At 68.8% G+C, this 13,654-nt stretch carries 18 protein-coding genes; 5 read left to right on the top strand and 13 right to left on the bottom strand.

Going from position 1 to position 13,654, the window contains the following annotated elements:
- Positions 1 to 85: 85 nt before the first annotated feature.
- The 9 genes from IEZ09_RS30830 to IEZ09_RS30790 all read right to left on the bottom strand — a co-directional run bounded on the left by IEZ09_RS30830 (position 86) and on the right by IEZ09_RS30790 (position 4,292).
- On the bottom strand, positions 86 to 1,195 hold the full coding sequence (locus IEZ09_RS30830) for a hypothetical protein (RefSeq protein WP_189257315.1): 1,110 nt from the start codon (positions 1,193 to 1,195) through the stop codon (positions 86 to 88).
- A complete protein-coding gene (locus tag IEZ09_RS30825) occupies positions 1,192 to 1,791 on the bottom strand; it encodes a sigma-70 family RNA polymerase sigma factor (protein WP_189257314.1) in 600 nt (199 codons plus the stop codon). Before IEZ09_RS30825 ends, IEZ09_RS30830 begins: the two co-directional genes overlap by 4 nt.
- On the bottom strand, positions 1,788 to 2,252 hold the full coding sequence (locus tag IEZ09_RS30820) for a hypothetical protein (RefSeq protein ID WP_189257313.1): 465 nt from the start codon (positions 2,250 to 2,252) through the stop codon (positions 1,788 to 1,790). Before IEZ09_RS30820 ends, IEZ09_RS30825 begins: the two co-directional genes overlap by 4 nt.
- Before the next feature lie 19 nt (positions 2,253 to 2,271).
- Positions 2,272 to 2,529: a hypothetical protein gene (locus IEZ09_RS30815; protein ID WP_189257312.1), complete on the bottom strand. Its 258-nt coding sequence runs from the start codon at positions 2,527 to 2,529 to the stop codon at positions 2,272 to 2,274.
- On the bottom strand, positions 2,526 to 2,873 hold the full coding sequence (locus IEZ09_RS30810) for a hypothetical protein (RefSeq protein WP_189257311.1): 348 nt from the start codon (positions 2,871 to 2,873) through the stop codon (positions 2,526 to 2,528). The genes IEZ09_RS30815 and IEZ09_RS30810 overlap by 4 nt, the downstream gene beginning before the upstream one ends.
- Positions 2,870 to 3,130, bottom strand: coding sequence for a hypothetical protein (locus tag IEZ09_RS30805; RefSeq protein ID WP_189257310.1), 261 nt, complete (start codon positions 3,128 to 3,130; stop codon positions 2,870 to 2,872). The genes IEZ09_RS30810 and IEZ09_RS30805 overlap by 4 nt, the downstream gene beginning before the upstream one ends.
- Positions 3,127 to 3,471: a hypothetical protein gene (locus IEZ09_RS30800; RefSeq protein WP_189257309.1), complete on the bottom strand. Its 345-nt coding sequence runs from the start codon at positions 3,469 to 3,471 to the stop codon at positions 3,127 to 3,129. The genes IEZ09_RS30805 and IEZ09_RS30800 overlap by 4 nt, the downstream gene beginning before the upstream one ends.
- Positions 3,468 to 3,863, bottom strand: a complete 396-nt coding sequence (locus IEZ09_RS30795) for a hypothetical protein (RefSeq protein WP_189257308.1) — start codon at positions 3,861 to 3,863, stop codon at positions 3,468 to 3,470. Before IEZ09_RS30795 ends, IEZ09_RS30800 begins: the two co-directional genes overlap by 4 nt.
- Positions 3,864 to 3,950: 87 nt before the next feature.
- The gene (locus IEZ09_RS30790) at positions 3,951 to 4,292 is read right to left on the bottom strand and encodes a DUF6011 domain-containing protein (protein ID WP_189257307.1); all 342 of its coding nucleotides are present in this window, start codon (positions 4,290 to 4,292) and stop codon (positions 3,951 to 3,953) included.
- A 106-nt stretch (positions 4,293 to 4,398) separates the two neighbouring features.
- Between IEZ09_RS30790 and IEZ09_RS30785 the strand changes: the two genes are divergently transcribed.
- Together IEZ09_RS30785 and IEZ09_RS30780 are read left to right on the top strand one after the other, a co-directional pair.
- Positions 4,399 to 4,605 carry a hypothetical protein gene (locus IEZ09_RS30785; protein ID WP_189257306.1) on the top strand — a complete coding sequence of 69 codons (207 nt, stop codon included), beginning with the start codon at positions 4,399 to 4,401 and terminating at the stop codon, positions 4,603 to 4,605.
- Positions 4,606 to 4,854: 249 nt separating this feature from the next.
- Positions 4,855 to 6,057: a metal-dependent hydrolase family protein gene (locus tag IEZ09_RS30780; protein WP_189257305.1), complete on the top strand. Its 1,203-nt coding sequence runs from the start codon at positions 4,855 to 4,857 to the stop codon at positions 6,055 to 6,057.
- On the opposite strand, the gene IEZ09_RS30775 is transcribed toward IEZ09_RS30780, so the two are convergent.
- Positions 6,058 to 7,056, bottom strand: a complete 999-nt coding sequence (locus tag IEZ09_RS30775; protein ID WP_189257304.1) for a TerC family protein — start codon at positions 7,054 to 7,056, stop codon at positions 6,058 to 6,060.
- 357 nt (positions 7,057 to 7,413) lie between these two features.
- Between IEZ09_RS30775 and IEZ09_RS30770 the strand changes: the two genes are divergently transcribed.
- The gene (locus IEZ09_RS30770) at positions 7,414 to 10,248 is read left to right on the top strand and encodes an alpha/beta fold hydrolase (protein WP_189257303.1); all 2,835 of its coding nucleotides are present in this window, start codon (positions 7,414 to 7,416) and stop codon (positions 10,246 to 10,248) included.
- 449 nt (positions 10,249 to 10,697) lie between these two features.
- On the top strand, positions 10,698 to 11,624 hold the full coding sequence (locus IEZ09_RS30765) for an ABC transporter permease (protein ID WP_189257302.1): 927 nt from the start codon (positions 10,698 to 10,700) through the stop codon (positions 11,622 to 11,624).
- Here IEZ09_RS30765 and IEZ09_RS30760 read toward each other — a convergent pair.
- Entirely contained in the window at positions 11,617 to 12,009 is a 393-nt protein-coding gene (locus IEZ09_RS30760; RefSeq protein ID WP_189257301.1) for a VOC family protein, read from the bottom strand. The genes IEZ09_RS30765 and IEZ09_RS30760 overlap by 8 nt on opposite strands.
- 55 nt (positions 12,010 to 12,064) lie before the next feature.
- Between IEZ09_RS30760 and IEZ09_RS30755 the strand changes: the two genes are divergently transcribed.
- Positions 12,065 to 12,445, top strand: coding sequence for a VOC family protein (locus IEZ09_RS30755; RefSeq protein ID WP_189257300.1), 381 nt, complete (start codon positions 12,065 to 12,067; stop codon positions 12,443 to 12,445).
- On the opposite strand, the gene IEZ09_RS30750 is transcribed toward IEZ09_RS30755, so the two are convergent.
- Together IEZ09_RS30750 and IEZ09_RS30745 are read right to left on the bottom strand one after the other, a co-directional pair.
- Positions 12,442 to 12,789, bottom strand: a complete 348-nt coding sequence (locus IEZ09_RS30750) for an MmcQ/YjbR family DNA-binding protein (protein ID WP_189257299.1) — start codon at positions 12,787 to 12,789, stop codon at positions 12,442 to 12,444. The genes IEZ09_RS30755 and IEZ09_RS30750 overlap by 4 nt on opposite strands.
- Positions 12,790 to 12,796: 7 nt before the next feature.
- A complete protein-coding gene (locus IEZ09_RS30745) occupies positions 12,797 to 13,228 on the bottom strand; it encodes a MarR family winged helix-turn-helix transcriptional regulator (protein ID WP_229813104.1) in 432 nt (143 codons plus the stop codon).
- Between the last annotated feature and the right edge of the window lie 426 nt (positions 13,229 to 13,654).

Here is a 13,654-nt window from a genome sequence, read left to right as displayed (position 1 = left end):
GTGCGCGCGAGCGCGCCCGCGCGCCTTGGGCGCCGACTCGCCTCCCTGAGCGCGAGTGAATTTCACCCGTGAATGTCACGAACAGTCACCACGGCGACGGCTGGTCAACCTCGGCGAGAGTCTCCGCGTGCTTGAGAGTGGCCAGCTCCCGCAGCATGCGGTCCCTCACTTGCGGGTCGTGCGCCAGGTTCGAGGCGTGCAGGGCCTTGCGCAGCTTGTCGACCTTCGCCCCGTAGCCCGCGGCCTCCTTGTCCATCACCGACACCTCGACCGCGAGACGGGCAGCCCGCAGCGCTGCCCGATCACGGGTACGCGCCAGCGCGTCTCGCTGGTCGTTGCCGAGCCCCAGGCGGGACAGCACCCGCTCGCGCAGCTCGCGGCCCGCCTGCGACCACACGCCCGTGGACTGGCCGCGCCGAACCTTGACCTCGATCCCGAGCGCGAGGTGGAGCATCACCAGCCCGAACACCGGACCCAGGATGACTCGGGCTGTGCCCTCGACCGGACCGGACAGCTCCCAGGCCGCGAACGCCGCGAACCCACAGACGCCCCAGGCCACCCACTGCGCGGGACCAGGCCGGCCGATGCGGATCACGTTGGCGCGCATGGCGTACGCCAAGACGATCAGCGCGACCTCCATCACGCCGAACAGGGCGACGCGTTCGAGGTCGAGCGTGAAGCCCGGCAGGGGCCCGAACGAGGGCACGGTGAACGGCATGCCGCTGATGTTCAGCCGCTCGCCGAAGAACCGGTAGGAGGTGTTCGCGCTGATCACCGTGGCCATCAGCGCGACGAAGTACATGCCCCACGCACCCGCGACCTTGGAGTGCTCGGCAGTGCCCGGCATGCCACCTGCCCCAGGCGGCTCCTCAACGGGCTCGTCGACGACCGCAGCAACGGCCTGCTCGGGTACCTGCCCGACGGGGTGGCGTGCCACCGTGTGATCTGCGGTTTCACCCGTCGCGGCTGCGGGCTCGTCGAGGGGTGGCATGCCGCCCGCCGCGCGAACCTCGTCGATGCGCTCCCGAGCCCAGGCGCGAGACCTGTCGTGCATCTCCGCGAGGGCAGCCGCGGACATCGGTTCGCCGAGTTCGAGCGAAGCGCGGTAGACCTGGCGTGCCGCCTCGCGGCGTTCCTCCGCGCTGCCTTCGGTGATGGTGTTCAGCGTGGCGAGCTTGGTGCCGTTCGTGGTCACCTTGACTCCTTCGAGGTGCTGCACGGCGTTGCCGGCAGAGAGGTGAATGCGCGGGCTCGCCTCTGGCTTCGAGCCACGCGCTTGCGGAGGTGGTCGAGCGCACGGTGCTGAAGGGCCTTCACGGCTCCAGCGTTCGAGTCGGTGACGGTGGCGATGTCGACGAACGACATGTCGCCAAAGATCCGCATCACGACGACCGTGCGCTGCTCGTCGGTCAGCTGGTCGAGCAGCAACCGCGCTGCTTCGGCCTGCTCGGCCCGCAGCAGCAGCTGCTCGGGCCCGGGCTCGTCGTCGGCGGCAGGCGGCAGCTCGTCCACGAGCACCACGAGGTTGTGCGCTGCCGACCTCCGCACGTCGATGATCCGGTTCAGCGCGATGCGGCAGACGAACGCCATGAACGGGCGGCCGTGGTTGCGGTAGCTGGGCAGCGCGGCGAACAGGCGCTCGCACACGTCCTGGGTGATGTCCTCGACAGCGTCCGGCGCTACACGACGACGGACGTAGCGGGTTACGAGCGGGCGCACGGCGGCGAACAGCTCGGCTGTCGCTTGACGATCACCTCCGGTGGCGGCTCGCACCAGGTCGTCGCTGATCACCGCTGCGCCTCCAGCAGCGTGCGCAGCTCGACGTCGAGCGCGCCATCACGCTCGACCTGGTCCGCGGCGATGATCTGCTCGGCGAGCTGGGCCGTGGATTCCATGAGCCGCGCGAAGTGGCGCACCTCGTCGGGTGTGGAGCCGGGCGCGTCGTTGACGACGATCTCGATCGGGCTGACGTGCACGCCGCTCTTGTCGGCCCACGCCAGGCGCTCGATCCACACCTCGGGGGACTCGCTCACCGCACGAACGCACCAGCGGACGTGCACGACCTGGGGGCTGCGGCCTCGCTTGAACCGCACCGGCAGCAGGTAGCGGCCTGGGTATTCGATGCGTCCGTCGCCGGAGTGCACGTGCTCGGTGATGTCGCACGGACCGGCGCAGCCGGGCATATGCGGAACGGTGTCCAGAGCCGACGCGCTCAACGGCAGCGACGGTGAAGCGTTTCCCTTGGCGCCCATAACGCTCTCCTGATTCAAGTCAGTCCGAAGTGGTCAGTGCGGCGGTGCTGATTGCCTCGCGGAGCAGGCTGATCAGCTCGGCGGCGTCGTTCGGGGTGAGCAGGCCGACGAGTCGGCCGCTGGCGGTCAACGGGATGCGGCCGTCTCCGGTCGTCCCGACGCCGAGGTTGCGTTCACGGCCCGCGCCGTCCCGCACGGTCATCAGCCGGACGCTGGCGACGTCCCGTGCCGTCACGAGGTCCGATGCCGGTCTGCCGGTCGGGAAGACGGCGGTCACGAAGTACCGCCCGCGTTGCTGTGCACCAGGTGCAGCGACGGCCGCGTGAGCACGGGCGCGCCGAACAGCAGTTCCTCGGCGAGCGTGGCCGCGGTCTCCTCGCTGCCGTCGCACGTGTGTCCGCGCAGGACGTAGATCAGCCGCTGTGCCAGGTGCAGCGCAAGCTCGGCGCCCTCGGCGGTCTCCGGCAGGTGCAGCACGCCGGGGTGGACGTCGCTACCTCTCTGGGTGGGCATGCCGCCCGGCAGGAGGGTGATCACCCCCTCCTGCCGGAGAGCGTCACGCAACAGGCCCATGAGGTCCGCGAGGGCGTCGCCGTGAAGAGTGCGCGTCTCGGCGGTCATCGGGCCTGCGCCTCGATCAGGTCGACGGCGGCCGTGAGCATCGCCGCCAGACGGCGGGCGTTCTCCAGGTCGACGATGTAGCCGTTGCGGCTGTCGTCGACCGGCCACACCTCGACGTAGCCCGCCCACTCGTCGGTCTGCTTGTTGCGGATGAAGCAGGCGACGACCTCGCCCGCGGGCTCGCTTCGGTCGACTTGCTCGAACGTGCCCAGGTTCTCGGTCACGTCGTCTGCGGTCGGCAGAACGGCGATCATCATCGCGGGCCCCCCGCCGCCAGCTGCTCGGTCACGTCGACGGTGATCTGCGCGGCCTGGTCGCACGCGGCGACCAGCAGGGCCGCCAGCTCCAACGCCTGGTCGGCGTCGAGCACCAGCAGCGGCGCGGCCTGCTCCGGGTCGTCGACCGCGACGGTGATCTCCGTGTAGCGCCAGGTGCCCTCGGCGCCCACGTTGCTGTGCACGACCAGGTCGGGCTCACCGAGCGCCTTCACGGCGCCGACCTTGGTCGTGACCTCGCAGCCGCTGACGGTGGTGGCGTGCCGCGTGGTGCAGCCGGGCAAGCAGCCCGGCTGCACGGCGGCGATGTTCTCGCCGCTCATCGGGTCCCGCCGGCCGCGACGCGCTCGGCGACGTTGGCGGCCTCCAGCAGGAGCCGCGCGAGCTTGCGGGCGACGTCCGGGTTCAGGAACCGCTCGCAGTCGGGGTGGTCGCCGTCGAAGCGGAACCCGACCTCGGCGAAGCGCAGGGCGCCCTCGGTCGTCGAGTAGCTGCGCACGGTCAGCTCGGCGTCGTCGTAGCTGGCGTTCGTGGTGCCGATGACGTGCTCGACGTGGCACTCGTTGCCGCGCCCGCGGTTGTGCGCGTCGTCGCAGCCCTGCAGGCACTCCAGCCGCACGTCCGCCTCAGCGGGGGTGGGCTGGGGGCCGCCGTACGGGCCGTAGACGACGGCGGCGGTGTCGGCGCGGGTGATCGTGCTGGCAAGATTCGCCATTGGGTCTCAACTCCCTGGTAGTGCAGGTGGTTGGGGTCAAGGCCTCGGCTCGGTGTTCCCGCACCGGCCGGGGCCGCTTTCGTTCGGTCAGGCGGCGGCCAAGATGTCGGCGGCCGCGAGGTGGTAGCAGCGGAGGCCGCGCTCGCCCGCCTTGCAGGAGCAGCTGTGCGCGGCCGTGTTGACCTCGTAGTTCACGGAGCCGTCCGAGGAGACGGCGAGGTACAGCGCGGGGGCGGTGCGGACGATGGCGCGCAGCTCGATCAGCTCCTGCGCCTTGGCGACCTGGAACGCCTTGTACTCGGCCAGGTCGACGACCTTCGCAGCCTTCGCGATCTTGGCCTTGCACGTGCGGCCGTAGCCTTCCGCAACCGCCTTGGCCGAGGTGAGCTTCCGGCCACAGCGGGCGCACTGCGCGGTGGTGGTCGACATCTGTTCTCCCTGGCCCGTACCTGTTTGTGTAATGACACGTTAGACCTTCGTGTAATGACACGTCAAGCACCGATAGCATCTTCGTGTAAAGACACAGGAGGCGGCAATGGCAGCTAGGGCGCGCGGCGAGGGCAAGACCCCGGTCAAGAACATCCGGGTGGAGCACGAACTGTGGAACGAGTTCGGCGAGGCCTGCGAGGCAACTGGCGCCGACCGCGCCACGGTGCTCCGCACCTTCATGCGTTGGTACCTACGCCAGGGACCGGCGCCGAAGCGGCCGGCGGTCGACACAGGGGCCCAGCCCGAGGGGTGATCTGCCCTCGGGCTCCCTGGCGTTCGCCGCCAAGCTCGGTTGGGCGAACGCCTGGGAACCAAAGGCCTCGATCAGCCGCCGCCAGAGTCCGACGTCTCACACATGTCTCACAGACGTGGCTGGACTGAGGTAGATCAAGCCTCGCTGGCTGGACCGACTGGGACTAAATGCGCAGCGTCCAGAACCTGATGAACACCGCTCGTCACATGACCGATCACAAAAATTGACTCGCCGCATAGATTTCCGCGTATGACGCGCATCGTGTTCTCTGGGGGCAGGGTCTTCACCGGGCGGGCGACCGAGCCGGGTGACGTGGTGGTCGAGGGCGACCGCATCGTCGACGTGGGCATCGGACTCGACGGCGACACCGTGGTCGACGCGACCGGCCACACCGTCCTGCCTGGACTGTTCGACTGTCACGTGCACTTCATGTTCAGCGGCGCCGACCTGGTGCGGTCGCTGAACACGCCGTTCTCGCTGCCATTCTACGAGGCGATCGGGAACATGAAGGCAACGCTGGAGTGCGGCATCACCACCGTCCGTGACGCGCTCGGCGCCGACCTCGGTGTCGCGGAAGCGGTCCGGCGCGGCCTGATCCAAGGCCCGCGCATGCAGATCGCGATCAACATGGTGTCGCAGACGGGCGGCCACAACGACGACTGGATGCAGTGCGGCGCGCACATCTCGCCGCCGTTGCACCCCGGCCTGCCGAACACGGTCGCCGACGGCCCGGAGGAGCTGCGCAAGGTCATCCGCACGCTCGTCCGCCACGGCGCCGACATCATCAAGATCGCTTCGAGCGGCGGCGTGATGTCACCGCGCAGCAACCCCCGGCACGCGCACTTCCGCGACGAGGAGATCGCGATGATCGTGCAGGAGGCGAACGCCGCGGGCATCGCGGTCATGTCGCACGCGATGAGCGGCGACGGCATCCTCACCGCGGTGCGCAACGGTGTCAGGTCCATCGAGCACGGCGTGTTCCTCACCGACGAGGGCGTCGAGGAGATGCTCAGGCACGGCACGTGGCTCGTGCCGACGCTGATGGCGCCGCGCATGGTGCTCGACCAGGCCGCGGCGGGCGTGGCGATCTCGGACGTCATCCTGGACAAGGCGAAAGCCGTTGTCGCGCAACACTTCCAGGCGTTCCAGAAGGCGCACCAGGCGGGCGTGAAGATCGCGATGGGCACCGACTCCGGTGTCGGCCCGCACGGCGACAACCTCAACGAGCTCACGCTGATGGTCGAGTACGGCATGTCGCCCGCCGAGGCGATCCACGCGACCACGACGTCCGCCGCCGAGCTGATGCGCCTCGGAAACGACCTCGGCGAGCTCGCCCCTGGCAAGCTCGCCGATCTCGTTCTCGTGGAGGGTGACGCCGAGCAGCACGTGAAGGCCGGCACGCTGAAGCAGGCCATCCGCGCCGTCTACCAGAACGGCGTCCCCGTGCTCTAGCTAGTGGTTGGCGCCCACGTGCTTCGCGGCCTCCGGGTCGCGCTTCACCTTGAGGAGGCTGGCGATCGTCGTGATCGCCAGCACGCCGACGATCACCGACAACGAGACCTCGATGCCGATCGTCGGCACGTGGAAGGGCTCGCCGCCGTTGAGGAACGGCAGGGTGTTCGTGTGCAGCGCCTCGAGGATCAGCTTCACGCCGATGAAGCCGAGGATCACCGACAGGCCGATCGAGAGGTAGACGAGCTTCGACAGCAGGCCGCCGAGCAGGAAGTACAGCTGGCGCAGGCCCATCAGCGCGAACGCGTTGGCCGTGAACACCAGGAACGGCTCCTTGGTGAGGCCGAAGATCGCGGGGATCGAGTCGAGCGCGAAGAGCAGGTCGGTGGAGCCGATCGCGACCATCACGATGAACATCGGGGTCACGAAGCGCTTGCCGTCGAGCTTGATGAACGACTTGGAGCCGTGGAAGTCGTCGGTCACCGGGAAAACCTTGCGCACCATGCGCAGCATCAGGTTCTCCTTGTACTCCTCTTCCTCGTCGTGGTTCTCGCGCGCCAGCTGCCAGCCGGTGTAGATCAGGAACGCGCCGAAGATGAAGAACACCCAGCTGAACTTCGCGATGAGCGCCGCGCCGAGGGCGATGAAGATGCCACGCATGACGAGCGCGAGCAGGATGCCGATCAGCAGCACCTTGTGCTGGTGGATCGCCGGCACCTTGAACGTCGTCATGATGATCAAGAAGATGAACAGGTTGTCGACGCTCAGCGAGTATTCCGTGATGTACCCGGCGAAGAACTCGGTGGCGTACTGACCACCGGAGAAGTACCAGATGCCGAGACCGAAGAGGGCGGCCACCGCCACGTAGAAGACAACCCAGCGGGCGGCCTCACCGATCGTCACCTCATGGGGCTTTCGATCGACGATCACGAGGTCGACGGCGAGCAGAACGAGCAGACCTACGATCGTCGCGATCCACAACCATGCGGGGACGTTCACAACCCAACCTCCGGGACCTTTAGCGCACGCCAAATAAACCCGGAGGTCTCCTCCGCCGCGAAGATGATCTCTTCTGCGACCGACGGCACCGGAAGCTCCACGCCGAGCTCCGTACTGACGACACCGCCGCTTAGGGAGTACTCCCCTCCATGCTGCGTGAATATTGTGCGCCACGAGGTGCGGTTAGCGCCACACAGGGTGAGCATGCCCACCCAACCTGGTGCAACGGGAATACGGAGCGTGTCGTTCGGGCCGGAACCGGCGCTACCTGAAGGCCCGCTGAAGATCCACTCTTGCTGAGACCCCGGCCGGATCCCGACAGGTCGTTCTCAGCAAAACTCGCATATCGTCTTCGATGTGTCCCGCCTCTCCCGCCTTCGCGGCAGGTGGACGATCCCCGCATTGATCGTGGTCCTCGCCCTCGTCGCAGGCGGCGTGTACTTCACTCGATCCGGGGACGACCCCGTGGCCGTTCCCTTCAAAGAAGCGAAGATCGACGCACCCGAGAGCCCCGACAGCACTCAGACGGTGACGATCGAGACGCGTCTTTACCTCCCCCAGCAGACTCCCGCGCCCGCGATCATGCTCGCGCACGGTTTCGGCGGCAGCCTGCGCAGCGTGCACACCCAGGCCGAGGAGTTCGCCCGGCGCGGCTTCGTGGTGCTGACGTGGTCCGCGCGCGGTTTCGGCCGCAGCACCGGCCAGATCGCGCTCAACTCGCTCGACCGCGAGGTCCGCGACGCCCAGAAGCTTCTCGACTTCCTCGGCACCCGTGACGAGGTGCAGAAGGACAGCGGCGGCGACCCGCGCGTGGGCGTGACGGGCGCGTCGTACGGCGGCGCACTGTCGTTGCTGCTCGCCGGCGTCGACAAGCGCGTCGACACGCTCGTCCCCGTCATCACCTACAACGACCTCGCGCAGGCACTGCTGCCGAACTCCGCTCTGGCGACACCGCGCTCGGACACCACGCCCGCCGCCACCGCGTTCGGCGAGGACGGCGTCTTCAAGCGTTCGTGGGCGGGCATCTTCTTCTCCGCGGGCATGACGTCCATCGACCTCGCCTCGCCCACGGGTGAGGCGCCGGAGATGGGGCAGACGGAGTCGAACCAGCCCGCGACCGAGCCACAGCCGGCCGGCAACTCGGGTGCCGGCTCGCAGCCACCACCCACGCCTTCGCTGGGCGCGTGCGGCCGCTTCACGCCCGAGGTGTGCGCCGCGTACACGGAGGTCGCCACGACCGGGCGGGCCTCGCAGCAGACGCTGGAACTGCTGCGCAAGTCGTCCCCGGTCGCCGTGACCGACCAGATCAAGCAGCCGACGATGCTGGTGCAGGGCGAGCAGGACACGCTGTTCGGCCTCGACCAGTCCGACGCGACCGCGCGCCAGATCACCGCGGCCGGCGGCAAGGTGAAGATGGTCTGGTACGCGGGCGGCCACGACGGCGGCAACCCCGGCGCCTCGCTGCGCGGCGAGATCGCCGACTGGATGGCGTTCCACCTGCAGGGCAAGGGAACCGACCCCGGTACCGGCTTCGAGTACGCGGTGCAGGGCGCGTTCCGCTCGTCCGGCACGCCGTCGCTGCGCACGGTCGTCGCGCCCTCGTACCCCGGTCTGTCCGGCGCCTCCACCGAGCGCAGGACGGTGAAGCTCAGCGGACGCGAGCAGCTCGCGGTGAACCCGGCGGGCGGCAACCCGGCGGCCATCAGCAACCTGCCCGGCCTCGGTTCCGCGCTGTCGCGCTCGTCCGCGATCTCGTCGCGCCTGTCGATCGACCTGCCGGGCCAGGCCGCGGTGTTCACCTCGGAGGCCCTGGAGTCGCAACTGCTGCTGACCGGCTCGTCGACGGTCCGGCTGCGCGTCGCCCGCGGTGACCAGAACTCGGGCGAGGCGATCCTGTTCGCGAAGCTCTACGACGTCTCGGCGGACGGCACCCGCGTCCTGCCGGGTTCGGCCGTCGCGCCGTTCCGCGTGGCGTTGCCTCCTGACGGTTCGGCCACCGAGGTGACCGTGACGCTGCCGCCGACCGTGCGTCCCGTCGAGAGCGCGCACAAGCTGGCGCTGGTCGTGTCGACGACGGACCAGGCGTTCGCGAACGCCGAACAGCCCGCCGCGTACAAGATCTCGCTGGCGTCCGAGGGCGTCTCGGTGCCCGTCGTGCCCGGCCGCAACGTGACGACCGGCTTCCCGACGAGCGCCCTGTGGGGCATCGTGATCGCGCTGCTGGTGCTGATCGGCGCCGGTGTCATCGCGCTGTTCCGCCGCCGCCTGGCCCACGACTCGGATCCGTCGTTGTCCGAGGTGCCGCTGGTCATCTCCGGCCTGACCAAGTCCTACCCCGGCGGCCTCACCGCGGTTCGCGATCTGTCGTTCCGCGTCGAGCACGGCCAGGTGCTCGGCCTCCTGGGCCCCAACGGCGCCGGCAAGACCACGACCCTGCGCATGGTGATGGGCCTGATCCACCCGACCGAGGGCGAGATCCGGGTCTTCGGGACCAAGGTGACGCCGGGCGCGCCCGTGCTGTCGCGCATCGGCTCGTTCGTCGAGGGCTCCGGCTTCCTGCCGCACCTGTCCGGCGCGGCGAACCTCAAGCTGTACTGGGCCGCCACCGGCAGGCCGCTGGAAGAGGCGCACATCGAGGAGGCGCTGGAGATCGCGGGCCTCGGCGACGCGGTGCACCGCCGCGTGCGCACGTACAGCCAGGGCATGCGCCAGCGGCTCGCGATCGCCCAGGCGATGCTCGGCCTCCCGGACCTGCTGATCCTGGACGAACCGACCAACGGCCTCGACCCGCCCCAGATCCACCAGATGCGCGAGGTCCTGCGCCGCTACGCCGCGGCGGGCCGCACGGTGCTGGTGTCGTCGCACCTGCTGGCCGAGGTGGAGCAGACCTGTTCGCACGTGGTCGTGATGCACAAGGGCCAGCTCGTCGCCGCGGGCGAGGTGGCCGACATCGCGGCAGGGGGCGGCGAGGCGACGTTCCGCGTCGACTCCCCCTCGAAGGCGGCCGACGTCCTGCGGGGCCTCGAAGGCGTGCACGACGTGCACGAGGACGAGGGCGCCGTGCACGCGTCGATGAACGGCGTCCCGCGCGCCGCGGCACTGTCTGCTCTCGTGGCAGCCGGTGTGGCGGTGGACCAGGCGGGCCCGCGCCGCAGGCTGGAAGACGCGTTCTTGGAGCTGGTCGGTGAATGACTTCCTGATGGCAGCGGCGTCCGCCACGGCGGGCGCCCAGGCCGAGGCAGAGGTCCCCTCGTCGAGCGAGCAGACGTTGCTCGCCGGCGAAGGGGGTCCCCTTGACTCAATTATCCCAGTCGACACCGACAATTTCGGAGCGGAGGTGGACCGGTGAACACCGAGCACGCTCCCGCAGGCGTCCCCTTGCCGAGCGAGCACACGCCGCCCACCCGGCAAGGGGGACCCCTGATTCCATTCTCCCAGCCGGCACCGACAATTCCGGGCCGAGCACGTCGCGAACGGACCGTTCACGACACCGTTTCGCGTCACAACACCGTTTCGCGTCACAACACCGTTTCGCGTCACAACACCGTTTCGCGTCACAACACCGTTTCGCGCACGGCCAAATCCGCCCTCACCGCGAACCCGAACCGCACGAAGGCGCCGGCCCGGCAGGAGGTGGACCGGTGAACGAGCACGACGTCCACACCGACCCCAGCGCGATCACCGAGCTCACCGACGCGGCCGCCCACCAGCACACGAAGGTGGCCCCCGACGGCTCCGCGGTCGGCTACAAGGCGCGCAAGACGCTGCGCATCCGCGTGGAACTCCAACGGCAGATCCGCAGGCGCCGCACCCAGCTCGTGCTGGGCTTTCTGGTGCTGCTGCCGTTCATCCTCGCGCTGAGCTTCGAGATCGGTCAGGCCAGCCCGAACCGCCGCTCCGGCGGCTTCGTGGACCTGGCGACGGCCAGCGGCATCAACTTCGTGGTGCTCACGCTGTTCGTGAGCGGCAGCTTCCTGTTGCCGATGATCGTGGCGCTGTTCTTCGGCGACACGATCGCGTCCGAAGCGTCGTGGTCGAGCCTCAAGTACCTGCTCGCCGCACCGATCCCGCGTCACCGCCTGTTGCGGCAGAAGGCGATCGCCTCGGGCATCCTCAGCGTCTTCGCCCTCGCCCTGCTTCCCGCGGTGGCGCTGGGCGTCGGGGTGCTCTGGTACGGCGCGGGCGAGGTCGTGAGCCCGACCGGCGAGGCGGCGCCGTTCGCCGACGGCGTGCTCGGCGTCGCGCTCGCGGTCTGCTACATCGCGATCAACCTGTTCTGGGTCGCGGGCCTCGCGCTGTTCCTGTCGGTGTCCACCGACGCACCGCTCGGCGCGGTGGGCGGCACGGTGCTCGTGTCGATCCTGTCGCAGATCCTCGACCAGATCCAACCGCTCGAGGATCTCCGCAACTACCTGCCGACGCACTACGCGATGGCGTGGGCCGACCTGCTCTCGACCGATGTGGACTGGTCGGAGATGACGCGCGGAACGTTCTCCGCACTCGTCTACGGCGGCATCTTCACGCTGCTCGCGGCACGCCGGTTCAAGACGAAGGACATCACTAGCTGACGCAGAACTCGTTGCCCTCCGGGTCGAGCATGACGACCCAGTGGCCCGTCTGGTCGTTGTGCTCACGCACGCGCGTGGCACCCAAGGCGACCAGACGGTCCACCGAGTCGAGCCCCGCGCGGACGTCGAGGTGCATGCGGTTCTTCGCCGTCTTCCCTTCCGGCACACGCTGGAACAAGAACCGCGGCCCCTTGCCGTCCGGATCGATGAGCGCCGCGTAGTCGTCCGCGGACTCGAACGGGATGTTGTTCTTGGTCGCCCACTCCTCCCACGTCGGGAAGCCGGGAGGCGGCGGCTGCTCGACGTAACCGAGCGCCTGCGCCCAGAAGCCGGCGAGCTTCGGCGGGTCGTTCGCGTCGAAGGAAATCTGGAATTCGGTTGCCATGAACGAACCGTAAGACCCAATGCGGACAACCACTGTCCGGAGTAGCGTCCGGCTCATGCCACGTCCTGTGCACTTCGAGATCCACGCCGCAGATCCCGATCGCGCGCGGCGCTTCTACACGTCCGTCTTCGGCTGGAAGTTCGAGCAGTGGGGCGACATCCCCTACTGGGTGATCACGACCGGCGACGAAGACCAGCCCGGCGTCAACGGCGGCCTGCTGCCGCGCCAGGGCCCCGACCCGGCCCCCGACGCACCCGTCCACGGCTACGTCATGACGATCGGCGTCGACGACATCGACGCCACCATCGCCGCCATCGACCTCAACGGCGGCACGGTGGCGCTGCCCAAGGACAAGATGCCCGGCGTAGGCCTCCTCGCCTACTACAAGGACACCGAAGGCAACATCTTCGGCATCCTGCAACCAGAAGAGCGCTAAGCGGGCCTCTTCCGCTTCGGCAACCGCGCGACGACGGCCTCGTAGGACCCGTCGACCAGCTCCAGCAGGTCGTCGTCGGGCACCGATCCCTTGAGCGCAATGGTGTTCCACCCGTAGCGCCCCACATACCCGCTGACGGTGATGTCTTCGGGAAACCGCTCGCGCCACGGCGCCGCAGCCTCAGCATCGGCCCCGCACTTGAGCCCCACGGTGTGCGAGTCGAGGCCGATGAAGGCAAACGCCTTGCCACCCACCTTGCACACCAGCTCGGCGTCGCCCCACGGATACGTCTCCTCCGCGCCAGGCTTCCCCGCGCAGTAGGCGATCAGCTCGTCCAGTGTCACAGCAGAATTATCGCCCGCCGAACACCGACACGAAACGCGTGAGCAACTCCGCGAACATCACCCGCTCCTCATCGGTCCAGTCCGCCATGGCCGCAGCACAGGCAGACTGCCGCGCCCGATGCAGCTCAGCCGACGTAGCCCGCCCCCGAGGCGTCCGCACCAGCAACACCCGCCGCCCATCCGCCCTGTCCGCAACCCGCGACACCAGCCCAGCATCAACCGCGCTCGTGACAAGCTTGCTGGCCCGCGGCTGATCCACGTGCAACGCCGACGCCACACTGGAAACCGTCGCCTGCGCACCACTCCGCTCAGCCATCTCGACAACGTCCAGCACCTCGAAGGCCGGCACGGCCAACTCGGCAAGTGCCCGGCGTGACTGACTGCGCCGCACAGCGATCAGCGCCTGCTCCACCGCGGCGAGGTGGGAATCCACGTCCACCGTGAGATCATTGCGGTCCAGCGCCGTGACGAAAGCTGTCAGACGACATCTCACCCCAGAGAGCGATTTATGCCGGGGCACAGATCGTCGTCCACCCAACGGGGTTACCCGCCGCATCCACCGGGTTCACGTTGAGCGACACGCCCACCGTCCCACGGGAACGATCACCGGCAGAGGGGCGGGCGCTTCGGGCGAGTTCGTGTCCCAGGGGCACCGATCACGCGGACTCGGGGCGAGACTGTCCACTGTGGATGATAGGACGGGTCACCGAAGGCGAGGCGAAGCGAGGCACGCGATGGCGCAGCCGAGCAGTCCTTGGCATACCGGGCTGGTGGGGTGGGTCCCGTCACGAGTCGTGCCTGATCGCTCGCCGCGCCCAGGGAGGGGTGTCAACTCGGACACGCTTTTCGTCTGTCGTGTCTCGGG

Origin of the sequence: Lentzea flava, assembly GCF_014648475.1 — a bacterium.
GTDB classification, from domain to species: domain Bacteria; phylum Actinomycetota; class Actinomycetes; order Mycobacteriales; family Pseudonocardiaceae; genus Lentzea; species Lentzea flava.
The sequence above is the reverse complement of the archived record's forward strand: the minus strand, read 5'-3'. Positions and strand labels throughout refer to the sequence as shown.